Source organism: Streptomyces sp. NPDC050564, assembly GCF_044457265.1.
Lineage (GTDB): Bacteria > Actinomycetota > Actinomycetes > Streptomycetales > Streptomycetaceae > Streptomyces.
Genome location: NZ_JBITGS010000006.1, coordinates 327,011 through 348,973 on the forward strand (window position 1 = coordinate 327,011; position 21,963 = coordinate 348,973).

Below are 21,963 nucleotides of genomic sequence, written 5' to 3' on the forward strand. Positions count from 1 at the left end.
GTTCGAACACAGTGTTCGGGGTCATGGAACTACGGCATCACACGGCATCACAGGGCGAAGGGGCGGGGATGACGGGCGAGCGCGTGCGGTGGGGGATTCTGGCGACCGGGGGGATCGCCGCGGCGTTCACGGCGGATCTGGTGGACATGCCGGACGCCGAGGTCGTGGCGGTGGCCTCGCGGACGGACGCCTCGGCCAAAGCCTTCGCGGAGCGGTTCGGGATACCGAAGGCGTACGGGGACTGGGCGTCGCTCGCCGAGGACCCGGACGTCGACATCGTGTACGTCGCCACTCCGCACGCGGCGCACCGGGCCGCCGCCGGGATGTGCCTGGAGGCCGGGCGCCATGTGCTGTGCGAGAAGGCCTTCACGCTGAACACGCGCGAGGCCGAGGAACTGGTCGCCCTCGCGAAGGAGCACGACCGCTTCCTGATGGAGGCCATGTGGATGTACTGCAATCCACTGATCCGGCGGCTCAAGACGCTCGTCGACGACGGTGCGATCGGCGAGGTCCGCACCGTGCAGGCCGACTTCGGAATCAACGGCCCGTTCCCGCCGTCGCACCGGCTGCGCGACCCCGCGCAGGGCGGCGGCGCGCTCCTCGACCTGGGCGTCTACCCGGTGTCGTTCGCGCAACTGCTGCTCGGGGAGCCCTCGGACATCACCGCGAGAGCAGTGCTCTCCGACGAGGGCGTTGATCTCCAAACAGGAGCACTGCTCTCCTGGGAGAGCGGCGCTCTCGCTTCGGTGCACTGCTCCATCAACGGCGGCACCGCTGTCTCCGCCTCCGTCACCGGCTCCGAGGGCCGCATCGACATCCCGGAGGGCTTCTTCTTCCCGGACCGCCTCGTGCTGCACCGCGACGGCCGCGACCCGGAGAAGTTCACGGCCGACCCGGCGGACGGCCCGCGCACCAGCCTCAGACACGAGGCCGCCGAGGCGATGCGCGCCCTGCGCGCCGGCGAGACCGAGTCCCCGCTCGTCCCCCTCGACGGCAGCCTCGCCGTGATGCGGACGCTCGACGCGATACGGGACCGCATCGGCGTCCGTTATCCGGGCGAGGTCAGCCAACCGGGCGAGGCCGACACGGACTGAGTTCCGCACTGCGGACCCTCCCTTCCGCACCGCGGACACTCCCGTACGCTGCGGCCCCATGAACGCCATGCATGCCATGAACGTCCCGCAGACGAAGATCGCGGTGGTGACGGGAGCGGGCTCCGGCATCGGCCGTGCGGTAGCCGTGGAACTGCTGCGCACCGGCTGGTCGGTGGCGCTGGCCGGACGCCGGACCGAGCCCCTGGAGGAGACCGCGGCCCTCGTCCCCGAGGGACTCTCGGTGGCCGTACGCGCCGACGTCTCGCGGCCCGACGACGTGGCCGCCCTCTTCGGCGCCGTGCGCGACCGCTTCGGGCGGCTCGACCTGCTCTTCAACAACGCCGGCACGTTCGGCCCGGGCGGTGTCCCGCTCGAAGAGCTGCCGTACGACGCCTGGCGGCACGTGGTGGACACCAACCTCAACGGCGCGTTCCTGTGCGCGCAGGCGGCGTACCGGCAGATGAAGGAGCAGGACCCGCAGGGCGGCCGGATCATCAACAACGGTTCCATCTCGGCGCACACGCCCCGCCCGCAGTCGATCGCGTACACGGCGACCAAGCACGCGCTGACAGGTCTGACCAAGTCGCTGTCCCTGGACGGGCGCCCGTACCGGATCGCCTGCGGCCAGATCGACATCGGCAACGCCGCCTCCGACATGACCGAGCGGATGCGGACCGGAACGCTCCAGGCGAACGGCGAACTGGCGATCGAGCCGGTGATGGATGTGGCCCATGTGGCGCGCACGGTCCGGCACATGGCGGAGCTGTCCCTGGAGGCGAACGTGCAGTTCGCGACGGTGCTGGCGACGACGATGCCGTACGTGGGGCGCGGCTGAGCCGATCGCGCCCGCGTCGTGAACGGCTGATCAACCACTCCTCAACGGTTCGTCAACGACTGGTCAACGACTCAACTTACACAAACGGAAGCTGAACCTCCGGACCATATGGGCCGGTAGTGGGCTTATGCTCAACACCTCCTCCACCAGAGCTTCACACTTGGAGCACAAGACTTCGGTAGGGCCATCGGCCCACTCCGAGGGGGGAGGTGGCAGCCGTTCCGCGGACCGGATGGGGGCGGACCTCGCGCGGGACCGCGAGGTATGCACCGGACCGCGAAACGGCTGCCCCCATACATGTGCGGGCGCCGCGAGGTTCAGCGCCGATGACGGCCGTCCGCGGCGTCGTCGGCCGCCTTGCGCCGGCGGTTGCGCAGCACGAATACCCCGCCCGCGAGCAGCGCGACGACTCCCCCGGCCCCGCCGAGCGGTCCCCACGACGAGCCGTCCCCCGACGCCCCCGACTGTGCGCCCGCGGCCGCCTTCGCCGCCTTCTGTGTGGGCGTCGCGCTCGCACCGCCCTCGCTGAGCGGATCGACCAGCGTGCCGACCGGCACGGCGTTCGCCGCGTTCTTGAAACCCCAGTCGAGCAGCTGCGCCGTCTCCTCGTAGACGCCGCTGCCGCCGCTCTTCGGGTGCATCACGGTGACGAGGAGGGTCCGCCCGTCGCGGGTCGCCGCGCCGGTGAAGGTGTTGCCCGCGTTGCTGGTGTAGCCGTTCTTCACACCGATCAGGCCGTCGTACGGCTCCACGCCCCACGCGCCCGTGAGCAGGCGGTCGGTGTTCTGGATCTGGAAGGTCTTCTTGCCGCCGGCCGGGAAATCGGCGGTCTTGGTCGCGCAGTAGGCGCGGAAGTCGGCATTGGCGAGGCCGTGCCGGGCGAAGAGCGTCAGGTCGTACGCGGACGACAGCTGCCCCTTGTGGTCGAAGCCGTCGGGGCTGATCACGTGCGTGTCCAGGGCCTGCAGGTCCGCGGCCTTGGCCTGCATCTCGGCGACGGTCGCGGCGACGCCGCCGTTCATGTGGCTGAGCACGTGCACCGCGTCGTTGCCCGAGCGCAGGAAGACGCCCTGCCACAACTGCTCGACGGTGTACGTGATGCCGGGCTTGACCCCGACAAGACTGGAGCCCGCCGGTATCCCCGCGAGGTCGGCGTCGGTCACCCTGTGCTTCTCGGTCCGCTCGAACTTCTTCAGCACGGTGTCCGCGAACAGCATCTTCAGGGTGGACGCGGGTGCCAGCCGCCGGTGCGCGTTGAACGCGGCGAGCACCTGGCCGCTGTCGTGGTCCGCGACGACCCAGGCGCGGGCGGTGAGCCTCTTGGGCAGCCCCGAGACGCCACGCACCTGAATGCCGGTGCGGCCGAGCCGTTCACCGCCGATCGTCGTGGCGGCGTACGCGGAGGGGGCGGCCGTGGAAGTGGCCGCGGCCAGCGGGACGGCCGCGGCGAGGCCGAGAGCGGCACGACGGGAAACCCGAGAAGAAACACGCATCCCGGGACCGTACAAAGCGCTTCCGCGGCGTGGCACAGCGGGGTAATAAAGGACTCACAAAGGCGCGGCAAAACGGCGCGGGCCCGCCCCGTACGACCGTCCACCGTCCCACCGGGAGATGCGTACCGGGCGAGCCCGCTGTCTTCACCAAGGCCCACTCAACAGGCGTTTCCTGGCAGTACGCCCTAGAGAGCCTAGGAATCGGCTGTCTTACGGAATATTGATTCCGGGCGCTACTTTCTCAGCCCTCACACATCTCTTACTCAGCCCGGCTCAAAGGTTCCTCCATAGCTTGTGGCCGCGCCCACAGCGGGCGCCAAGAACCTTTGAGGAACGGGATGTTTGGCATCTATCTCAAGCGTGAGCTGAGCCGGCGCAAGAAGGCGGCGCTGGTGATCGCCATGGGTCTGGCGCTCGGTATCGCGCTGGTCATCACCGTCAACTCGGTGTCGGCCGGCATGCAGCAGGCACAGGACAAGGTCCTGAAGTCGCTGTACGGGCTCGGCACCGACATGACGGTCACCAAGGCCCAGACGGCGCCCTCGAGCAACGCCTCGGGCAGACCGAAGTTCGACTTCGACGCCAAGTCCAACGACAGCAAGACGACCCAGAGCTCCGACCGCGTGATGACGCAGGGCGGTCAGACCCTGAAGTCCTCGCTCGTCACCGAGGTCGCCGCGCAGAAGGGCGTGGCGAGCGCGGTGGGCGCGCTGAGCCTGAACGTCACCAAGGTCAACGGCTCCTTCACGCAGGGCAAGGCGCAGTCCTCCACCCAGCAGGGCGGCGGCCAGGGCGGTCCCGGCGGCGGCACCAGCACGGGCCAGCCCCAGGTGCAGGGCGGCGGCGCCTCCTTCGACGTGAACTCGTACTCCGTCGCGGGCGTCGACGTCACCAACCAGGACCTCGGCCCGCTGGCGACTTCGAAGATCACCTCGGGCAAGACCTTCACGACCGCGCAGACCAACGCGAAGGTGGCGGTGGTCAGCAAGTCGTACGCCAAGGAGAACAAGTACAAGGTCGGCAAGACCTTCAAGATCTCCGGCACCAAGTACACGATCATCGGTATCGCGACGCCGGACAGCAGCGAGTCGACCACCGACGTCTACCTGCCGCTGAAGCAGGCGCAGACGCTCGGCGACTCGAAGAACAAGGTCACCACGATCTACGTCAAGGCGACCGACTCGAAGCAGATCGACGCCGTCAAGAAGACGATCCAGAAGAACATCTCGGGTACCACGGTCACCACGTCCGCCGATCTCGCGGACACCGTCTCCGGCTCGCTGTCGACCGCCTCCAACCTCGCCACCAGCGTCGGCAAGTGGCTGTCCATCGCGGTCCTCGCCGCCGCGTTCCTGGTGGCGGCGCTCCTCACCTCCTCCGCCGTCTCCCGTCGCGTCCGTGAGTTCGGCACCCTGAAGGCGCTCGGCTGGCCGTCCCGCAAGGTGACCCGCCAGGTCGTCGGCGAATCCATCGTGAACGGTCTGCTCGGCGGCGCGCTCGGCATCGCCCTGGGCCTCGGCGCGGCGTACGCGATCACCGCGATCAGCCCGAAGCTGACGGCGGAGCTCGGCTCCACCGGTGGCATGGGCGGCGGTGGCGGCATGGGCGGCGGCCCCGGTGGCGGCGGTCCCGGCCAGGCGGCCTCGGCGGCCAAGAACACCATGGAGATCGCGCTGTCCGCGCCGGTCTCGCTGACCACCATCGCGCTCGCGGCGGGCCTGGCCATCGCGGGCGGCCTGATCGCCGGTGCGATGGGCGGCTGGCGCGCCTCCCGGATGCGCCCGGCGGACGCGCTGCGCAGTGTCTCGTAACTCGCCCTCGGGCCATACCCCCTGAGCCGGGGCGCCGCGTCCGTTCCCCCCGGGCCGCGGCGCCCCGCCTCCTTCATCTTCGGAGACCTTCATGTACAAGCTCACCGGCGTCACCAAGCGCTACACACGGGGCAAGGAGACGGTGGAGGCGCTGCGCGGCGTCGACCTCGCCATCGAGGACGGCGACCAGCTCGTCATCCAGGGCCCCACCGGCGGCGGCAAGTCGACCCTGCTCCAGATGATCGGCGGCCTCGACCGCCCGTCCTCCGGCAGCGTCGAACTGGACGGCGTGGACCTCGCCTCCATCAGCGAGGCCAAGCTGACCCGGCTGCGCGCCGAGAAGATCGGCATCATCTTCCAGGCCTTCAACCTCATCCCGACGCTGACCGCGCAGGAGAACGTCGAGACCGCCCTCGTACCGCTCGGCGTGAAGCCCAAGGAGCGGCACGAGCGGGCCGCCGAGGCACTGACTTCGGTCGGTCTCGGCGACCGCCTGGGCCATGCGCCCAGCGAGCTGTCCGGCGGCCAGCAGCAGCGCGTCGCCATCGCCCGCGCGCTGGTCAAGAAGCCGAAGGTGCTGCTCGCCGACGAGCCGACCGGCAACCTCGACGAGGGCACCCGCGACGACATCATGGGGCTGCTCGAAGGCCTGTGGCACGAGTACGGGCTGACCTTCATCATGGTCACCCACGACTCGTCCATCGCCCGGCGCGCACCGCGCCTGGCCACCATCAAGGCGGGGCAGATCATGCTGACCGAGCAGGGCGGCGCGCGCCGTGCCGCCGCGGCCCAGCCGTTCGCCCAGCAGCCGGCCCAGCAGCAGTACGCCCAGCAGCAGACGTACGGCGGTCAGGGTCACTGACCTTCGGTGGTCTTACGGCTGCCTGTGCGCGGTCCTGGGGAATGCGGACGCCCTGGAGGACGCCGTCCTCCAGGGCGACGCCGCTCACCGTCCGAGTACGCGGTCGACCTCGGCCAGCTGCCCGGCGGTGAGCGGCCCCTTGGCGATCGCGCCCGCGTTCTCCTCGGCCTGGGCGACCGAGCGGAACCCCGGGATGGGAACGGTGTGCGGGCTGCGCGCCCACAGCCAGGCGAGGGCGCCCTGCGCGAGGGTACGGCCGCCGCTGGTGAGGATCTCCTTGAGGGCGTCGACCCGGGCGAGCCACCGCGGGTCGGCGCCGCCCTGCTCGGTGAAGCCCGGCAGCCAGGCGGGCGGCGTGTTGCGGATGTCCCCCGCTTCGAGGGTCTGCCCCGTGGTGTGCTTCCCGGTCAGCAACCCCATCGCCAGTGGACTGCGGTTGACGCTCGCGAGGTCCGACTCGGCGCAGAGCGCCAGGAGTTCGGGCGCGTCCTGCAGCACATTGAGCCGATGCTGCACGGCCGCACAGTGCGCGCCCTCGGCGAAGACGGCCGCGCGCTCGGGGTCGTCGGTGCTCCACGCGTAGGCGCGGATCAGCCCTTCCCGTACGAACTCCTCGCAAGCCTCGCGGAGTTGCGCGGCCCGCTCCGGGTCCGCGTCGGACAGGTGCAGCTGGTAGAGGTCGACGTGGTCGGTGTCAAGGCGCCGCAGTGAGGCGGTCAGCGCACGGCGGGCGTACGCCGGGGAGTCGTCGCTGCCGGTGAGCAGCCGACGCTCCTCGTCGATCACGTTGCCCCACTTGGTGGCCACGATCACGTCGGAGCGCCGCTTGCCCAGCGCCCGCGCGAGAACGCGCTCGCTGTGCCCTGCGCCGTACGCGTCCGCCGTGTCGAAGAAGGTCACACCGAGGTCGAGGGCGCGCCGAACGGCCCGTACGGACTCCTCGTCGTCGACCTTGCCCCAGCCGAGCGGCTGCCCGTCGGGGGTCGACCACTCGCCGCCGATGGCCCAGCAGCCGAAGCCGAGAGGGCTCACCTCGATACCGCTGCGTCCCAGTGTCCTGTGCTCGGTGATCCCGTGCTCAGTGGTCCCGTGCCCAGTGGTCCCAGTCGTCCCGTGCCCAGTGGTCCCAGTCGTCCCGTGCTCAGTGGTCTCCATGCCACTGGACGCTAGGAGTTGGAGCGCACACCAAGGCAAGCCCCCGGCGAGTGACGGTTACGCCTGGCCGGTCTCGAAGCGGGTGATCCTGCCGCCGTCGTCGACGGTGAAGCTCCACTTCGTCTTCATCTCGCCCCAGGTGTCGTTGCTGTAGCGGGCGATGAGGGAGTGGCCTCCGTTGGACTCGTTGTCGACGTCCATGTGGCCGTGGGAGGAGAAGATCTCCCGCTCGGTCCAGTCGGCGAGGTCCCGGTCGGAGCCGTCGTCGGACATGGTGGCGCCGGGTGCGAGCAGCGCCTGGAAGGCGTCCCGGTCGTGGGCGTTCACCGCGGTGACGAAGGCCCGGACGGCCGGATCGCTGAGTTTCGCTACCTGAATCGTCATGGGAGCCAGACTCACACCGGTCCCCCGCGTCCGCCACCCGAACGGCTGCCCGGGAGCGTCGGCTTCGCCCGTTCGGTGCGACGGTGGAGACCCGGGGAGGGAACCGTTGCCCGCTGTCTGCTCTGGGAGTCACCGTGACCTGTTTCGACCGAACCGATCTGGGACTGCTGCTGCTCCGTCTGGGCACGGGCGGGGTGCTGGCCGCGCACGGGGCGCAGAAACTGCTGGGCTGGTTCGGCGGAGGCGGCCTCGAAGGGACCGGTGCGGCCATGGAGGCCATGGGCTACACGCCCGGGAAGACGAGCGCGAGGGCGGCCGGACTCGCGGAGGCGGGCGGCGGCACGCTGCTGGCGCTGGGCCTCGCCACGCCCGCGGCGGGCGCGGCGGCGGCCGGCGCGATGGCGGGCGCCGCGGCGGTGCACGCACCGAACGGCTTCTTCGCGGCTGACGGCGGCTACGAGTACGCGGCATCGCTGGGTCTGACGGCGGCGGGCCTCGCCGTGACGGGACCCGGACGGCTGTCCCTCGACCATCTGGTGGGCCACGCGGTGAACCGCGGCTGGATGGTGCCGACGGCACTGGGCGTGACGGCGGCGGTCACGGCGTTGGTCGTGGGAGCGCGGAACAAGAGGGTGCGGGTGGCGGCGGAGGGCGAGCAGGAGGCGCTGTTCGACGAGCAGGCGTTCATCGACGAGTAGACGAGCAGGGGTGGTCGGGCTCACGAGCAGGCAAGCGTCGACGAGCAGGCGTCGGGTCCAGCAGGAGGCGTCGGGCGTGCCGTCGCTGGGGAGGCTGGCCGCATGGCTGATGAAGACGTCTGGGACTCGATCGACCGCCTGCACGCCTGGCTGGACGCCCATCGGGCGCACGGCGGCCGGGAGGGCCTGCTCCTGCGCATGCTGAAGCTGTCGGAGGAGGTCGGCGAGGTCGCCCAGGCGGTGATCGGCGCGACGGGCCAGAACCCACGCAAGGGCACGAGCCACACCTGGGACGACGTCCAGTCGGAACTCTGCGACGTCGTCATCACGGCACTGGTGGCCCTGCGCACGCTGGCGCCGGACGCGCGCGAGGTCTTCACCGCCCACCTGGCGAGCGTCACGGAGCGGTCGCTCGGACCCGTCGGCAAGGGCCCAACTCCCGGAACATAGGACGCACTTGCGACCCCGCGACCTGCCGGTGTCCGGAGGTATTCACCCCGCGGACCTACGCGCGCCGCATGGAGTTGGCGGAGGCGGCTGAGCCTTCTCGTCGGCATCACGTCGACGAAAGGGTCCCAGTGCAGGACTACGTTTTTCCCTCAGGTCGCGGGGCGATTGCCGTGGTGAGCGGGGTGCTTACGCTCGCCGTCATGGGGATGGGAAGCCAGGCGCGGGCGGCGAGTTACGGCACACCGAGCCTTTCGTTGTCGGCGGCGTACCTGTCCGGCGCGGTGGGCGCGAGCGGTGATCCGGTGGTGCAGGTGGCGGTCGCCCAGAGCGGTGCCGACGCGGGTGCGCTCGCCGTCTCGGTGACCAAGAGCAGCAAGACCTCCGTGGCGACCACCGGCGACGTCACCGTCACCGGAACCGGTGCCACCCGTAAGGTCGCCGTCGCCGCGCGCGGCCGCGGCTACACCGACCTCACCGTGAAGGTGACGGGGGTCGACGGCCAGACGGCCACGAAGACGCTGCACTACGCCGCGTCGGCCGCCGTCCAGCAGAGCGCGGACAGCAGGTACTTCACCGGTTCCAGCGACGCCTCCGCCGCCGTCGACGTGGGCGGCGGGTACGCGGTCGTCGCGGACGACGAGTCCAACGTGCTGCGCCTGTACGACCGTTCGACATCGGGTGCGCCCGTCAGGACCTGGGACTTCAGCTCCAAGATCGGTGTCTCGAAGGAGATCGACATCGAGGGCGCCGCCCGCGTCGGCGACACCATCTACTGGACGGGCTCGCTGGGCAACAACAAGGACGGCGAATACAAGTCGGCCCGCAACACGGTCTTCACGACCAAGGTCACCGGTACGGGCGCGGCCACGACCCTCTCGTACGGCGGCGCGTACACGAAGCTGCGCGACGACCTCGTCGCCTGGGACGAGGCGAACGGCGACCGGTACGGCTTCGCGGCGGGCACCGCCGACGGTCAGGTGCCCAAGCAGATCGACGGCTTCAACGTGGAGGGCCTGGAGTTCGCCCCGGGTTCGACGACCACGGCGTACATCGGCTTCCGCGCGCCCCTCGCCCCGGCGGTGGCGGGCGGCAAGGCGCTCCTCGTCCCCGTCACGAACATCGACAAGATGGTCGGCAGCGGCGCGTCGGCCACCTTCGGCACCCCGATCGAGCTCGACCTCGGCGGCCTCTCGGTCCGCGACATCCGCAAGAACGCCTCGAACCAGTACCTGATCGTCGCCGGCTCCTGGGCCGCCGACGACAACACCGACCCGTACGCCCTGTACTCCTGGGACGGCAACCCGGCCCACGCCCCGGTCAAGTGCCTCGACCTCCCCACCTCGGACCCCGGCGGCTGGGAATCCGTCGTCGACGTCCCCGACCTGACCGTCCCGGGCACCCGTGCCCAGCTGATCACCGACGACGGCTCCGCCGATCTGTACGGCGACGGCACGGAGGCCAAGGACCTCACTCACCCGGAGTGGAAGAAGTCCCGGACCACGTGGTTCACGGTCACCGGCTGAGGCAGCGGTAGCGAAAGCGGCGCGGTGCTACTTGACGGCCGCGGCGTCCAGCAGCACCGTCGCGGTCGTCGTGGTGAGCCCGTCGAGGGTCTCGATCCCGGCGCCCGCGCGGGCGCTCGCACCGTCGAAGACCAGCATCAACTGCCGGGCGAGGAGATCGGGGTCGCGCGCGCCACCGCGCTCGGCCTCGACCCGGAACACCTCTTTGAGGCGCTGCTTGGCGCCCCCGGCGACCGCGCTCGCCGGGTGCTCGGGGTCCTTCAGCTCCACCAGCACGGCGAGAAAGGGGCAGCCGCGGAACTCGGGCAGCGCCGCTGTCTTCTCCAGCCGCTCGAAGACGCCCAGGATGCGCTCGCGCGGTGTGACGGACTCCCCCGGATCGGGCGTGAGCTCCTCCACGTACCCCGGAATGCGCCGTTCCAGGCTGGCCGCGAGGAGGTCGTCCTTGCCGGCGAAAAGCTGGTACATCGACCTCTTCGAGACACCGGCCGACCGGCACAGTGCCTCGATGCCGATGGAGACGCCGTCGCGGTAGGAGAGCTCGGCCGCCGCGTCCAGCAGCCGGTCTCTCGGGGACGCCTTGTCTGTAGTGGCCATACCGCGAGGTTACCTCGCAAGAGGGAGCGAGGAAACCGATCGGTATACGACTGCGCGAGCACCCTCACGCCTGGCGCTCTGCGAGCACCCACACGCGTGACCCGACCCTCCGCCGGCACCCTCGCGTGACCCTCTGCGAGCGCGCACACGCGTGACGCTGTGCGAGCACGCTCACACGTGACAGGGTGGTGAACAAGCGCTTAGATAGTGAGCCGACCTCGCCCGTGCCGAGCTGGAGGCCCCGTTGCTGTTCACATCCGTCGACGATGTCTCCGCGCGCCTCGCCGAGACCGGCTATCTGGCGTCGCCCGCCGTCGCCACGACGGTCTTCCTGGCCGACCGCCTCGGCAAGCCGCTCCTGGTGGAGGGCCCCGCCGGGGTCGGCAAGACGGAACTCGCCAAGGCCGTCGCGCAGGTCGCCGGAGCACGACTGGTCCGGCTGCAGTGCTACGAGGGCGTCGACGAGTCCCGGGCGCTGTACGAGTGGAACCACGCCAAGCAGTTGCTGCGCATCAGCGCGGGCCGCGACGAGACGTGGGACGAAGCGCGCACCGACATCTTCAGCGAGGAATTCCTGCTGGCGCGCCCGTTGTTGACCGCGATCCGCGGCGACGAGCCCAAGGTGTTGCTGATCGACGAGACCGACAAGGCCGACGTCGAGGTGGAGGGCCTGCTGCTCGAAGTGCTCAGCGACTTCCAGGTCACCGTCCCCGAGTTGGGCACGATCACCGCGACCAGCCGCCCCTTCGTGGTCCTCACCTCGAACGCGAGCCGCGAGCTGTCCGAGGCACTGCGCCGCCGCTGCCTCTTCCTCCACATCGGCTTCCCGGACGAGGAATTGGAGCGGCGCATCGTACGGCTGAAGGTGCCGGGCCTCGACGTGGCGTTGGCGGAGTCCGTGGTGCGGGTGGTCGGCGCGCTGCGCGAGATGGATCTGCGGAAGGTCCCCTCGGTCGCCGAGACGATCGACTGGGCTCGCACACTGCTCGCGCTCGGCGCGGACACCCTCGACGAGAGCGTCGTGCACGACAGCCTCGGCGTGCTCCTCAAGCACCAGGACGACGTCCTCAAGGCGACCGCCAAGCTCGACCTGGACGCCGTGTGACCGCGGCGTCGGCCGGTGCGGCGGATCAGCCGGCGGGCGCGGGCGACCCTGCCGCCGGTGGGGCGGAGCGGCCGACGGGCCTCGTCGGACCGGCGGGCGCGGCAGACCAGGCGGCCGGTGCGGCTGAGCGGCTGACAGGTCTCGTCGGACCGGCGGGCGCAGCCGACCCGGCGGCCGGTGACGCGGACCGGCTGAAGGGTCCCGTCGGAACAGCGGGTGCAGCCGACCAAGCGGCCGATGTGGCGGAGCGGCTGACAGGTCTTGTCGGAACGCTGCGCTCGCACGGGGTGCGGATCGGTACCGGGGAAACCCTGGACGCCGCGCAGGCGTTGGAGGCGCTCGGCCTCGCGGACCGGGAACGGCTGCGCGAAGGCCTCGCCGCCACGCTGCTCCACAGCACGGGGCAACGGCGGGTGTTCGATCCGGTCTTCGACGTGTACTTTCCGCGTCGCGTCGGGGCGCCGCCGGACAGCGCGGCACCCGCCGACCGGGAGGACCTGCGGAGCCGGCTCGCGGCCGCGCTCGCGGCCGACGACCGAGCGGCGATCGCGCAGTTGGCGGTCGAGGCAGTGGACGGGTTCGGCGGCTACGGTTCCTCGCCGGGGTCGGACGGCTGGTCGTCGTACCAGACGCTCGACCGGTTGCGCCCGCAGACGCTGATGGCGCGGGTGCGCGACAGCGTCCGGGCACAGCGCGGTGGAGCGGGGTTCACCGACCGGCTGCTGGAGGACGAGATCCGGCAGCGCATCGAAACCTTCCGCGCACAGGTCGCCACAGAGGCGCGGCGCCGGGTCGCCGAGCGGCGCGGCCGGGACGAGATCGCACGGCGGGCGGTGGCCCCGACCGCCGACCGGGTCGACTTCCTGTTCGCGGGGCGAACCCAACTCGCCGAGCTGCGCAGGGTGGTTCAGCCGCTCGCGCGCAAGCTGGCCACCCGGCTCGCCGCACGCCGCCGCCGAGCCGCCCGGGGCACCATCGACCTGCGGCGGACCCTGCGCGGGTCGCTGTCGACGGGCGGGGTGCCGATGCGCCCCGTGCTGCGCAGGCGCCGCCCCGTCCGGCCCGAACTGGTGCTGCTGTGCGATGTGTCGGGCTCGGTGTCGGGATTCTCGGACTTCACGATGCTGCTGGTGCAGGCGCTGCACGACCAGTTCAGCAAGGTGCGGGTGTTCGCCTTCGTCAACCGCATCGACGAGGTGACCGGGCTGCTGGTGCACGGCAGGGCCGACCCGGAGGGACTGGGCGCCCGCATCCAGGCGGAGGCCACGCTGACGGGCTGGCACGGCAGCAGCGACTACGGTGTCGCGTTCGGCGAGTTCGACGAGCGGTACGCCGACGCGGTCGGGCCGCGTACGACCGTGTTCGTCCTCGGCGACGCCCGTACGAACATGAGCGACCCGAATCTTCCGGCCGTACGGCACCTTTCCGAACGGGCCCGCCGCGTCTACTGGTTGAACCCCGAGCAGCGGCCTCAGTGGGGCACGGGCGATTCCGCCGCGCCCGCCTACGCCGAACTCGTCGAGATGCACGAGTGCCGCAACGCCCGGCAGCTCAGCGAGCTGATCGCCCGCCTGCTGCCGGTCTGACATCACCCGCCTGCCGCCGGTCCGAGATCAGCCGTCTGCGGCCGGGCTGAGATCGCCCGCCTGCCGCCGGGCTGCGATCACCCGCCCTGCCGGCCGTCTGCGAGCAGGCCCGCCGCCCCTCTGCGATTGCGGGCCTGCCACCCGTCTGCCGCCGGCCCACGGTCCGATTACGCCACCAGCTGCGGATACATCGCGCCGATGTCCTGAGACAGCTGGGCCTTGACATGCCGGGACACATCGTCGGCCAGCACCTCGAAGGCACCTGACTCGATGCCGTCGAGCGCCTGGGCTGCCACGCTCTCGGGAGTGGACTTCGGCGCATCGACATGGGCGGCCAGGTCCGTGTCGACGTAACCCACGTGGAGTCCGGTGACCTCGATGCCGCGCGGCTTCAGGTCGAGCCGCAGGGAGTTGGTCTGCGACCAGAGGGCGGCCTTGGACGCACTGTAGGAATTCAGGAGGCCGATCCACGAGAGCACCGAGTGGACGTTGAGGATGTGGCCGCCGCCATTGCGCTCGATGATCGGGACGAAGGCGCGCGTGACGAGGAGGGGGCCGTAGAAGTTCGTCTCGAACTCGCGGCGGACGTCCTCGACGGGCGAGTCCAGGAAGTTCGCGTTCACGGACGCGCCGGCGTTGTTGATCAGGACGGTGACGTCCTGCGCCTGCTCGGCGGCCGCGGCGACGGATGCGGGATCGCTCACTTCCAGCGCCAGCGGCACGGCGTCGGGGTGCTTGACCGTCCGGGCGTCGCGCGCGGTCGCGTACACCTTCTTCGCACCCCGCTCGTACAGGGACTGCACCAGCGCCCGGCCGATACCGCGGCTGCCGCCGGTGACCAGGGCGACCGAACCTTCGATGGATGTCATGGGTACTCCCGGGAACGAGGAACGAGAAATGCGGAATGAGGAAACCGATCGGGTTACCCGCTCCTGCGAGAGTAAACCGATCGGTTTCCCGCTGCAAGGCCGGCCCCCCGCGAACCCGCGTGCGCCCCCCTTGCGGACACGCGTGCGCTCCCCTTCCCGAAATAGCCGCGCCGCGAGCGACGGACCCCCCGCCCCGCCCCGTAGAGCAGACGACATCGGCCCACAGGGAGGGGAGCGCAACGTGGCAGGGCACGCAGGGCACAGCGTCAGAGGCATCCGGGGTGCGGCGATCGCGGCGGCGGCGATGGCCGCGCTGACCGCGTCACAGGCGCCGGGGGCGGTCCCGGCACGGGCCTCCGTGCCTCAGCGGGAGGCGCCCGCCGAGCACGGGCCGAGCGTGTCGGGCGACACCCCGTACCGCACCGGCCTCCCGCCACTGCGGACCCGGGAACGCGAGCGCGGGGCATCGGTGACCGGCGCCGCGCTGCCGGCGAGCGTGTTCGCCGCCTACCGGCACGCCGAGGCGGAGCTCGCGCGCACCGCGCCCGGCTGCCGGCTGCGGTGGCAGTTGCTGGCCGCGATCGGCCAGGTGGAGTCCGGGCAGGCGCGGGGCGGTCGGGTGACGGCGGACGGTACGACCGTGGCGCCGATCCTCGGGCCGCGGCTGGACGGCGGCGCCTTCGCCCTCGTGCGGGACACCGACGGCGGCGCATACGACGGGGACCCGGTCTACGACCGGGCGGTCGGACCGATGCAGTTCATCCCGTCGACCTGGGCCCGCTGGGGCACGGACGGCAACGGCGACGGGCGGGCCGACCCGGACAACGTCTTCGACGCGGCGCTCGCCGCCGGGCGCTATCTGTGCGCTGGCGGGCGGGACCTCTCCGAACCGGCCGAGCTGGACCGGGCGGTCCTCGGCTACAACCACTCGGAGGCGTATCTGCGCACGGTCAGGGCCTGGTACGCGTACTACCTGGAAGGGCACCGGGTGGTGCCGGACGACCGCGCGAAGCCCTCCGCGCACCCGAAGCCGTCACAGCCGCCGGCCACACCGAAACCGTCCACCCGTCCGAGCGCCACCCCCTCCCCGGCGCCGTCCGCGCCTGCCTCGCCGGCCCCCACCACGTCCCGTCCGGCGGGCGGGGCCACACAGACGCAGGAGCCCCAACTCCCCGCGCCCGGCCCGGACATCGAACTGCCCGGCGACGACCTGCTGCCCAGCGACGGCCCGCTGACCAGCAACGGTGTGGACTCGATGCCCTCCTCCCCCTCCACAACCCTGGATACTGGGCGGTAATGTCGCCACCCGCCGGACGGCACAGGACCGGCGGGTGAGCGCAAAGGGGCCCTCATGGCGACAGACATGCCGGACATGCCTGCGGAGATTCAGGCGGCCCACGACCGTTGGGAGCGCATGTGGAGCCACCGCGAGCAACTGCTCAAGGTGGCCCGGCGCAGGTCGATGAGCCCGGAGGACGCCGAGGACGCGGTGCACGAGGCGATGCTGCGCGCCGCGGAACGCCCCGACCTGGACGACGAGCGCCTCGGCGCCTGGCTGACGACCGTGACCATGCGGCTGTGCGTCGACCGGTACCGCCAGGTCAACCGTGAGGCCGAGGTGCACCGCAGCCCCACGCTCACCGCGCCGGGGCCGGTGCCCGTCGAGGAGGCGGTGTGCGACCGGGCCGAGGCCAAGTGGCTGGCCGTACGCAGCGGGGAACTGCCCGCGCGCCAGGCCGAGGCGCTCCGGCTGAAGTCCGAGGACCTCGACGTCGGCCAGGTCGCCGTGCGCATGGGGCTGAGCTATCGGACCGTCGAGTCGCTGCTCGCCCGGGCCCGGCGCACGCTGCGCAATTCGCTGGCCGGAACGCTGGGCCTCGCCGTGTTCCTGTGGGGGCGCGTCAAGCCGCGCGCGGGCGGACACGCGCAGGCCGTGGCGGTGACCTCGACCGCCGCGACGCTGGTGGTGGCGGGATTCGTGCTGCCATATGTCCACGACGGGGACGGGCAGGGCACGACTCCGCGTCCGTCCGTGTCCCGTATGGCCCAGAAGACCACGGAGACCGTCCGGCCCGACGGCGCCGGCCGGGCAGCCACCCCGAACGCCCGTGATCTGTCGCCCGCCTCCACCTCTCACGAAGCGACGCCGACAGCGCCGCCCGGTGGCCACGACCGGTCGCTGCTGCCGCTGTCGGTGCCGCCCCTGCCGGACGCCTCGCTGTCGCCGGTGCCGTCCGTTCCCGAGGTCCCGGGGGTGTCCGGCCTGCCGAGCGTGCCCGCTCTCCCTGATCTTCCGGTCGCGTCCGCGGTCCCGACGACGCTTCCGGCCGCACCCGAGGCTCCCGTCGAGATACCGACGCCGACGGCGCTGCCGTAGAGCCCTCAGAACCCTCGAAAAAAATCCGCGTCCGTCGCGACGGACGCCCCGCCCCGCCCCGTAGAGCAGATGTCGGAGTTGCTCTGCGGTGCGAAGGGTGGACCGGATGGGTGTCGAGATCTGTGTGGAAGGGCTGACCAAGTCCTTCGGTCACCAGGTCATCTGGCAGGACGTCTCGCTGACGCTGCCCGCCGGGGAGGTCTCCGTCATGCTCGGCCCCTCGGGCACGGGCAAGTCGGTGTTCCTCAAGACGCTCGTAGGACTGCTGAAGCCGGACCGGGGTTCCGTGAAGGTCGCGGGCCGGGATGTCACGAAACTGCGCGAGCACGAGTTGTACGAGGTGCGGAAGCTCTTCGGTGTGCTCTTCCAGGACGGCGCGCTGTTCGGCTCGATGAACCTGTACGACAACATCGCCTTCCCGCTGCGCGAGCACACCCGCAAGTCCGAGAGCCAGATCCGGCGCATCGTGCTGGAGAAGATGGACATGGTCGGGCTGATCGGTTCCGAGGGAAAGCTGCCCGGCGAGATCTCCGGCGGGATGCGCAAACGGGCCGGGCTGGCGCGGGCGCTGGTCCTCGATCCGGAGATCATCCTCTTCGACGAACCGGACTCGGGCCTCGACCCGGTGCGCGTCGCGTACCTCAACCAACTCATCGTCGACCTCAACGCGCAGATCAACGCGACCTTCCTGATCGTCACGCACGACATCGCCTCGGCCCGCCAGGTGCCGGACAACATCGGGCTGTTGTTCCGGCGCGAGCTGGTCATGTTCGGGCCCCGCGAGAAGCTGCTCACCAGCGACGAGCCCGTCGTACGGCAGTTCCTGAACGGCCGGATGCAGGGGCCGATCGGCATGGCCGAGGAGAAGGACGCCGCGCAGGTCGAGGAGGAGCTGGCGCGGCTCGGCGAGGTCGACCGACGGGCCCGCCATGTCGGCAACGACATGACGCCGCGTCTGCTGCCGAGCGCCGCCATCACCCGCCCGCCTCGCTGGGAGGCGATCGCGCGCCGCGAGTCGGAGCTGCACCGAAGTGAGGTGGCGGACGCATGAGGCTGTCACCGACCGGAGCGCTCAGGCAATCGGGGAACCTCTTCGCGATGGCGCTGGACGTCGTCCGGACCATGCCCCGGCGGCCGTTCCAGGCACGGGAGTTCATCCAGCAGGCCTGGTTCATCGCGAGCGTCACGATCCTGCCGACGGCCCTGGTGTCCATCCCCTTCGGGGCGGTCATCGCGCTGCAGATCGGCAGCCTGACCCGGCAGCTCGGCGCCCAGTCCTTCTCCGGGGCCGCCTCGGTCCTCGCGGTGCTGCGGGAGGCGTCACCGATCGTCACCGCGCTGCTGATCGCGGGCGCCGGCGGCACGGCGATCTGCGCGGACCTCGGGGCGCGGAAGATCCGCGAGGAGATCGACGCGATGCAGGTGCTGGGCATCGACCCCATCCACCGGCTGGTCGTCCCGCGGGTCCTGGCGTCGATGGTGGTGGCGGTGCTGCTCAACGGCCTGGTGTCGGTGGTCGGCGTCGCGGGCGGCTACTTCTTCAACGTCGTGCTGCAGAACGGCACACCGGGCGCCTATCTCGCCTCCTTCACCACGCTCGCCCAGCTCTCCGACCTGTGGGCGGCGGAGATGAAGGCGCTGGTGTTCGGCGCGATCGCCGCGATCGTCGCCTCGTACAAGGGCCTGACCGCGAAGGGCGGCCCGAAGGGTGTGGGCGACGCCGTGAACCAGTCGGTGGTGATCACCTTCATGTTGCTGTTCGTGACGAACTTCGTGATGACCGCCGTGTACTTCCAAGTCGTTCCGCAGAGGGGCTGAGTCATCATGGCGCTGCTGAATCGCCTGGAGGAACTGGGCAGCCAACTGTCCTTCTACGGCCGCTCGTTGGCGTGGACGGGCCGTACCGTACGCCGCTACAAGAAGGAGATCCTGCGGCTGCTCGCCGAGGTGAGCTTCGGCCGCGGTGCCCTGGCCGTCGTGGGCGGCACGGTCGGCGTCATCGCCTTCCTGTCGTTCTTCACCGGCACGGAGGTGGGCCTGCAGGGGTACGCCGCGCTGAACCAGCTCGGCACCTCCAACTTCGTGGCGTTCCTCTCGGCGTACTTCAACACCCGGGAGATAGCCCCGCTGGTGGCGGGCCTTGCGCTCTCCGCGACGGTCGGCGCGGGCTTCACGGCCCAGCTCGGCGCGATGCGGATCAGCGAGGAGACCGACGCCCTCGAAGTCATGGGCGTGCCCTCGCTGCCGTTCCTGGTGACCACCCGGATGATCGCCGGTTTCGTCGCCGTGATCCCGCTGTACGTGATCGGGCTGCTGTCCTCGTACTTCGCCGCCCGCACCATCACCACCGGCTACTACGGCCAGTCGGCGGGCACCTACGACCACTACTTCCAGCAGTATCTCCCGCCGGTCGACGTGCTCTGGTCCTTCGGGAAGGTGCTCGTCTTCGCCGTCCTGATCATCCTGGTGCACTGCTTCTACGGCTACTACGCGAGCGGCGGCCCGGCGGGCGTCGGGGTCGCCGTGGGCCGCGCCGTGCGGACCTCGATCGTCGCGATCAACGTCCTGGACTTCTTCCTGTCGCTCGCGATCTGGGGCGCCAACACGACCGTTCGGATTGCGGGGTGAGCCGTATGAGGGTGCTGAGACTGCGGTTGTACGGCGTTGTGTTCCTCGCCGTGCTCGCGCTGCTGCTGTCCCTGTCCGTCGCCGTGTACCGGCAGGTGTTCACCCCGGCGGTACGGATCGAGCTGGAGGCCGACAGCCTCGGCAACCAGCTCGACCCGCGCGCCGACGTCAAACTGCGCGGGCTGTTGGTCGGCGAGGTGCGCGCGGTGCACGCCGACGGGACGAAGGCCACTCTCGACATCGCGCTCAAGCCGCAGTACGTCGCGTCCATCCCGTCCGATGTGCACGCGCGTCTGCTGCCCAAGACGCTGTTCGGCGAGAAGTACGTCGATCTGGTCGCGCCCGCGCGCTCTGCGCACTCCGCGGCTCGCCCCATCCGCGCCGGGGACGTCATCACCCAGGACCGCACCCGCGTCGGCATCGAACTCCAGCAGCTGATGAACGACCTGCTGCCGCTGCTGCGGACCGTGCAGCCCGGCAAGCTCAACGCCACGCTCTCCGCGTTCGCCACCGCCCTCGAAGGGCGCGGCGACCGGATCGGCGACAACCTCACGCGCGTGGAGGACTATCTGCACCGGCTCAATCCTCACCTGCCCTCCCTCACCGAGGACTTCGCCCGGCTGGCCGACGTCGCCGAGGTGTACGGCGACGCGGCTCCCGACCTGATGAAGATCCTGCGCAACACCGTCACCACCAGCCGCACCCTGGTCGAGCAGCGGGACCGGCTCGCGTCGGCGCTCACCACGACGGCCACCGCCGCGGGCACCGCCAACGACTTCCTCGACGCGAACGGCGACCGGCTGATCACCCTGGGCCGGGTCTCCCGCCCCACGCTCGAACTCTTCGCCCGCTACTCGCCCGAGTACCCCTGTCTCCTCGCCGGCCTGGTGCGCGAGGAGCAGGCATCCGAGCAGGCGTTCCGGGGCGGCAAGATGCACATCACGCTCGAAGTCGTGCGCCAGCAAGGGGCGTACGAACCCGGTGAGTACCCCCGCTACGGCGAGCGGTCGGGGCCGAACTGCCGTGACCTGCCCCATCCGCAGGTGCCCGCGCCCGGGGTCCACCTCAACGACGGGTCCGCGAAGGGTAGTTCCTCCGGTCCGGGCGGCGTCTCCGCCACCCGGGCCGAGCAGCGCGCCGTCGGTTCGATCGTGGCGCCCGTCATGGGCGTACCCGCTGACGAGGTGCCGCCGGTCGCGACCCTGCTGTTCGGACCGATGGCGCGCGGGACGGCGGTGAGCGTCGCATGAGGACCCCGAAGACGATGAAGACCACGAAGGCTATGGAGACTTCGGAGACGACGAAGAACGCGAAGACCACGAGGGCCACGAGGACGTCTGGAGCCCGGCAGACCGCCGCCCCGCTGATCAAGTTCAGCCTCTTCGCCCTGGTGACGATCCTGGCGACGGCCCTGCTGGCCGCCACCATCGTCAACATCTCCCTCACCCCCGAGCACACCTATCGCGCGGTGTTCAGCGACGTGACGGGCCTGGAGAAGGGCGACGACATCCGGGTGGCCGGGGTGCGGGTCGGCGAGGTCGAGGGCATCCGGATCAAGGACCGGACGCTGGCTGAGATCACCTTCACGGTCGGCGCGGACCGTCCGCTGCTGCACAGCACCGGCGCGGTCATCCGCTACCGGAACCTGGTCGGACAGCGTTACGTCGCCCTGACCGAGGGCGCGGGAGACGGCACCCGGCTGAAGCCCGGCGCCACCATCCCGCTGTCGCGCACGCAGCCCGCGCTGGACCTCAACGCGCTGCTGAACGGCTTCAAGCCACTGTTCGCGGCGCTCAGCCCGCAGGACGTCAACCAGCTCGCCACCGAGATCATCCGGACCCTCCAGGGCGAGGGCGGCACCGTCAACAGCCTTCTGGTGCACACGGCTTCGCTCACCACGACGCTGGCCGGCCGCGACAAGCTGATCGGTTCGGTGATCGACAACCTCAACACCGTGCTGGACACGCTGGACAAGCGCGGCTCCCGCTTCTCCGGGCTGCTCAAGCAGCTGCGGCGGGTGATTTCGGGGCTGTCCGCCGACCGCAAGCCCATCGGGCAGTCGCTGGTGGGCATCGGCGACCTGACGGACGCCACCTCCGGGCTGCTCAAGGACGCGCGTCCGCCGCTGAAGGACGACATCGCCGAGCTGACCGATCTCACCGGAACGCTCAACAAGAACGAGAACACCGTGGAGGGCGTCCTGAAGCGGCTGCCGAACAAGCTCAACGAGCTGACCGGGACGGCGTCCTACGGCTCGTGGTTCAACTTCTACCTCTGCGACTTCGACGGCCGGATCGTGCTGCCGAAGACGAAGCAGGTGCTCACCCCCGAGCTGCACGTGGCGAGGGCGAGGTGCGGCGCATGACGAAGCACTTCCTTCCGCGCAGGACCCGTAAGCGCCGCCCGGAGCCCCTGGTCAAGGTCCGCATCGACCCGCCCAAGCTCCCGAAAATACGGCTGCTTCCACGCCGGGCACCGCGCCCCCGCCGCCCGGAA

At 70.7% G+C, this 21,963-nt stretch carries 21 protein-coding genes; 16 read left to right on the plus strand and 5 right to left on the minus strand.

Features of this window, described 5'->3' with window-relative positions:
• Window positions 1–68: 68 nt before the first annotated feature.
• Window positions 69–1,094: a Gfo/Idh/MocA family protein gene (locus tag ACIBK0_RS12655; RefSeq protein WP_399078616.1), complete on the plus strand. Its 1,026-nt coding sequence runs from the start codon at window positions 69–71 to the stop codon at window positions 1,092–1,094.
• Window positions 1,095–1,152: 58 nt separating this feature from the next.
• The gene (locus tag ACIBK0_RS12660) at window positions 1,153–1,929 is read left to right on the plus strand and encodes an SDR family oxidoreductase (protein WP_399078618.1); all 777 of its coding nucleotides are present in this window, start codon (window positions 1,153–1,155) and stop codon (window positions 1,927–1,929) included.
• 317 nt (window positions 1,930–2,246) lie between these two features.
• Here the strand turns inward: ACIBK0_RS12660 and ACIBK0_RS12665 are convergent, their stop codons facing one another.
• Complete coding sequence (locus ACIBK0_RS12665) at window positions 2,247–3,422, minus strand: D-alanyl-D-alanine carboxypeptidase family protein (RefSeq protein ID WP_399078620.1); 1,176 nt, start codon at window positions 3,420–3,422, stop codon at window positions 2,247–2,249.
• Window positions 3,423–3,760: 338 nt separating this feature from the next.
• Here ACIBK0_RS12665 and ACIBK0_RS12670 point away from each other — a divergent pair, with 338 nt between their 5' ends.
• Window positions 3,761–5,233, plus strand: a complete 1,473-nt coding sequence (locus tag ACIBK0_RS12670) for an ABC transporter permease (protein ID WP_399078622.1) — start codon at window positions 3,761–3,763, stop codon at window positions 5,231–5,233.
• A gap of 91 nt (window positions 5,234–5,324) precedes the next feature.
• On the plus strand, window positions 5,325–6,095 hold the full coding sequence (locus ACIBK0_RS12675; protein WP_399078624.1) for an ABC transporter ATP-binding protein: 771 nt from the start codon (window positions 5,325–5,327) through the stop codon (window positions 6,093–6,095).
• An 84-nt stretch (window positions 6,096–6,179) separates the two neighbouring features.
• On the opposite strand, the gene ACIBK0_RS12680 is transcribed toward ACIBK0_RS12675, so the two are convergent.
• Window positions 6,180–7,250 (minus strand): aldo/keto reductase, encoded by a 1,071-nt coding sequence (locus tag ACIBK0_RS12680; RefSeq protein WP_399078626.1) that lies wholly within the window; start codon window positions 7,248–7,250, stop codon window positions 6,180–6,182.
• A gap of 57 nt (window positions 7,251–7,307) precedes the next feature.
• On the minus strand, window positions 7,308–7,634 hold the full coding sequence (locus tag ACIBK0_RS12685; protein ID WP_399078628.1) for a nuclear transport factor 2 family protein: 327 nt from the start codon (window positions 7,632–7,634) through the stop codon (window positions 7,308–7,310).
• 134 nt (window positions 7,635–7,768) lie between these two features.
• Here ACIBK0_RS12685 and ACIBK0_RS12690 point away from each other — a divergent pair, with 134 nt between their 5' ends.
• The 3 genes from ACIBK0_RS12690 to ACIBK0_RS12700 all read left to right on the plus strand — a co-directional run bounded on the left by ACIBK0_RS12690 (window position 7,769) and on the right by ACIBK0_RS12700 (window position 10,305).
• Window positions 7,769–8,332, plus strand: a complete 564-nt coding sequence (locus tag ACIBK0_RS12690; protein ID WP_399078630.1) for a DoxX family protein — start codon at window positions 7,769–7,771, stop codon at window positions 8,330–8,332.
• Between the two features lie 102 nt (window positions 8,333–8,434).
• Window positions 8,435–8,782, plus strand: a complete 348-nt coding sequence (locus ACIBK0_RS12695; protein WP_399078632.1) for a MazG-like family protein — start codon at window positions 8,435–8,437, stop codon at window positions 8,780–8,782.
• Window positions 8,783–8,982: 200 nt separating this feature from the next.
• On the plus strand, window positions 8,983–10,305 hold the full coding sequence (locus tag ACIBK0_RS12700; protein WP_399078634.1) for a hypothetical protein: 1,323 nt from the start codon (window positions 8,983–8,985) through the stop codon (window positions 10,303–10,305).
• A gap of 27 nt (window positions 10,306–10,332) precedes the next feature.
• On the opposite strand, the gene ACIBK0_RS12705 is transcribed toward ACIBK0_RS12700, so the two are convergent.
• Window positions 10,333–10,902 carry a TetR/AcrR family transcriptional regulator gene (locus tag ACIBK0_RS12705; protein WP_399078636.1) on the minus strand — a complete coding sequence of 190 codons (570 nt, stop codon included), beginning with the start codon at window positions 10,900–10,902 and terminating at the stop codon, window positions 10,333–10,335.
• Window positions 10,903–11,149: 247 nt separating this feature from the next.
• On the opposite strand from ACIBK0_RS12705, the gene ACIBK0_RS12710 reads away from it, so the two are divergent.
• Both ACIBK0_RS12710 and ACIBK0_RS12715 read left to right on the plus strand, forming a co-directional pair.
• On the plus strand, window positions 11,150–12,007 hold the full coding sequence (locus ACIBK0_RS12710; RefSeq protein WP_399078703.1) for an AAA family ATPase: 858 nt from the start codon (window positions 11,150–11,152) through the stop codon (window positions 12,005–12,007).
• 191 nt (window positions 12,008–12,198) lie between these two features.
• Window positions 12,199–13,593, plus strand: coding sequence for a VWA domain-containing protein (locus ACIBK0_RS12715; RefSeq protein ID WP_399078705.1), 1,395 nt, complete (start codon window positions 12,199–12,201; stop codon window positions 13,591–13,593).
• A gap of 167 nt (window positions 13,594–13,760) precedes the next feature.
• Here the strand turns inward: ACIBK0_RS12715 and ACIBK0_RS12720 are convergent, their stop codons facing one another.
• Window positions 13,761–14,462, minus strand: coding sequence for an SDR family oxidoreductase (locus ACIBK0_RS12720; RefSeq protein ID WP_399078638.1), 702 nt, complete (start codon window positions 14,460–14,462; stop codon window positions 13,761–13,763).
• 304 nt (window positions 14,463–14,766) lie between these two features.
• On the opposite strand from ACIBK0_RS12720, the gene ACIBK0_RS12725 reads away from it, so the two are divergent.
• The 7 genes from ACIBK0_RS12725 to ACIBK0_RS12755 all read left to right on the plus strand — a co-directional run bounded on the left by ACIBK0_RS12725 (window position 14,767) and on the right by ACIBK0_RS12755 (window position 21,832).
• The gene (locus tag ACIBK0_RS12725; RefSeq protein WP_399078708.1) at window positions 14,767–15,759 is read left to right on the plus strand and encodes a lytic transglycosylase domain-containing protein; all 993 of its coding nucleotides are present in this window, start codon (window positions 14,767–14,769) and stop codon (window positions 15,757–15,759) included.
• Between the two features lie 54 nt (window positions 15,760–15,813).
• Window positions 15,814–16,839, plus strand: coding sequence for a sigma-70 family RNA polymerase sigma factor (locus ACIBK0_RS12730; RefSeq protein WP_399078640.1), 1,026 nt, complete (start codon window positions 15,814–15,816; stop codon window positions 16,837–16,839).
• Between the two features lie 106 nt (window positions 16,840–16,945).
• On the plus strand, window positions 16,946–17,890 hold the full coding sequence (locus ACIBK0_RS12735; RefSeq protein WP_399078642.1) for an ABC transporter ATP-binding protein: 945 nt from the start codon (window positions 16,946–16,948) through the stop codon (window positions 17,888–17,890).
• A complete protein-coding gene (locus ACIBK0_RS12740; RefSeq protein WP_399078644.1) occupies window positions 17,887–18,657 on the plus strand; it encodes an MlaE family ABC transporter permease in 771 nt (256 codons plus the stop codon). Before ACIBK0_RS12735 ends, ACIBK0_RS12740 begins: the two co-directional genes overlap by 4 nt.
• 6 nt (window positions 18,658–18,663) lie before the next feature.
• Window positions 18,664–19,467, plus strand: a complete 804-nt coding sequence (locus tag ACIBK0_RS12745; RefSeq protein WP_399078646.1) for an MlaE family ABC transporter permease — start codon at window positions 18,664–18,666, stop codon at window positions 19,465–19,467.
• 5 nt (window positions 19,468–19,472) lie between these two features.
• On the plus strand, window positions 19,473–20,717 hold the full coding sequence (locus tag ACIBK0_RS12750) for an MCE family protein (protein WP_399078648.1): 1,245 nt from the start codon (window positions 19,473–19,475) through the stop codon (window positions 20,715–20,717).
• 32 nt (window positions 20,718–20,749) lie between these two features.
• On the plus strand, window positions 20,750–21,832 hold the full coding sequence (locus ACIBK0_RS12755) for an MCE family protein (protein WP_399078710.1): 1,083 nt from the start codon (window positions 20,750–20,752) through the stop codon (window positions 21,830–21,832).
• Window positions 21,833–21,963: the final 131 nt, after the last annotated feature.

Excerpts from the sequence above, each read along its gene's own strand:
- ACIBK0_RS12700 (WP_399078634.1), top strand. The coding sequence starts at position 8,983 with ATGGGGATGGGAAGCCAGGCGCGGGCGGCGAGTTACGGCACACCGAGC.
- ACIBK0_RS12685 (WP_399078628.1), bottom strand. The coding sequence starts at position 7,634 with ATGACGATTCAGGTAGCGAAACTCAGCGATCCGGCCGTCCGGGCCTTC.
- ACIBK0_RS12660 (WP_399078618.1), top strand. The coding sequence starts at position 1,153 with ATGAACGCCATGCATGCCATGAACGTCCCGCAGACGAAGATCGCGGTG.
- ACIBK0_RS12745 (WP_399078646.1), top strand. The coding sequence starts at position 18,664 with ATGGCGCTGCTGAATCGCCTGGAGGAACTGGGCAGCCAACTGTCCTTC.
- ACIBK0_RS12675 (WP_399078624.1), top strand. The coding sequence starts at position 5,325 with ATGTACAAGCTCACCGGCGTCACCAAGCGCTACACACGGGGCAAGGAG.
- ACIBK0_RS12755 (WP_399078710.1), top strand. The coding sequence starts at position 20,750 with ATGGAGACTTCGGAGACGACGAAGAACGCGAAGACCACGAGGGCCACG.
- ACIBK0_RS12720 (WP_399078638.1), bottom strand. The coding sequence starts at position 14,462 with ATGACATCCATCGAAGGTTCGGTCGCCCTGGTCACCGGCGGCAGCCGC.
- ACIBK0_RS12730 (WP_399078640.1), top strand. The coding sequence starts at position 15,814 with ATGGCGACAGACATGCCGGACATGCCTGCGGAGATTCAGGCGGCCCAC.
- ACIBK0_RS12740 (WP_399078644.1), top strand. The coding sequence starts at position 17,887 with ATGAGGCTGTCACCGACCGGAGCGCTCAGGCAATCGGGGAACCTCTTC.
- ACIBK0_RS12680 (WP_399078626.1), bottom strand. The coding sequence starts at position 7,250 with ATGGAGACCACTGAGCACGGGACGACTGGGACCACTGGGCACGGGACG.
- ACIBK0_RS12750 (WP_399078648.1), top strand. The coding sequence starts at position 19,473 with ATGAGGGTGCTGAGACTGCGGTTGTACGGCGTTGTGTTCCTCGCCGTG.
- ACIBK0_RS12655 (WP_399078616.1), top strand. The coding sequence starts at position 69 with ATGACGGGCGAGCGCGTGCGGTGGGGGATTCTGGCGACCGGGGGGATC.
- ACIBK0_RS12695 (WP_399078632.1), top strand. The coding sequence starts at position 8,435 with ATGGCTGATGAAGACGTCTGGGACTCGATCGACCGCCTGCACGCCTGG.
- ACIBK0_RS12735 (WP_399078642.1), top strand. The coding sequence starts at position 16,946 with ATGGGTGTCGAGATCTGTGTGGAAGGGCTGACCAAGTCCTTCGGTCAC.
- ACIBK0_RS12665 (WP_399078620.1), bottom strand. The coding sequence starts at position 3,422 with ATGCGTGTTTCTTCTCGGGTTTCCCGTCGTGCCGCTCTCGGCCTCGCC.
- ACIBK0_RS12705 (WP_399078636.1), bottom strand. The coding sequence starts at position 10,902 with ATGGCCACTACAGACAAGGCGTCCCCGAGAGACCGGCTGCTGGACGCG.
- ACIBK0_RS12670 (WP_399078622.1), top strand. The coding sequence starts at position 3,761 with ATGTTTGGCATCTATCTCAAGCGTGAGCTGAGCCGGCGCAAGAAGGCG.
- ACIBK0_RS12725 (WP_399078708.1), top strand. The coding sequence starts at position 14,767 with ATGGCCGCGCTGACCGCGTCACAGGCGCCGGGGGCGGTCCCGGCACGG.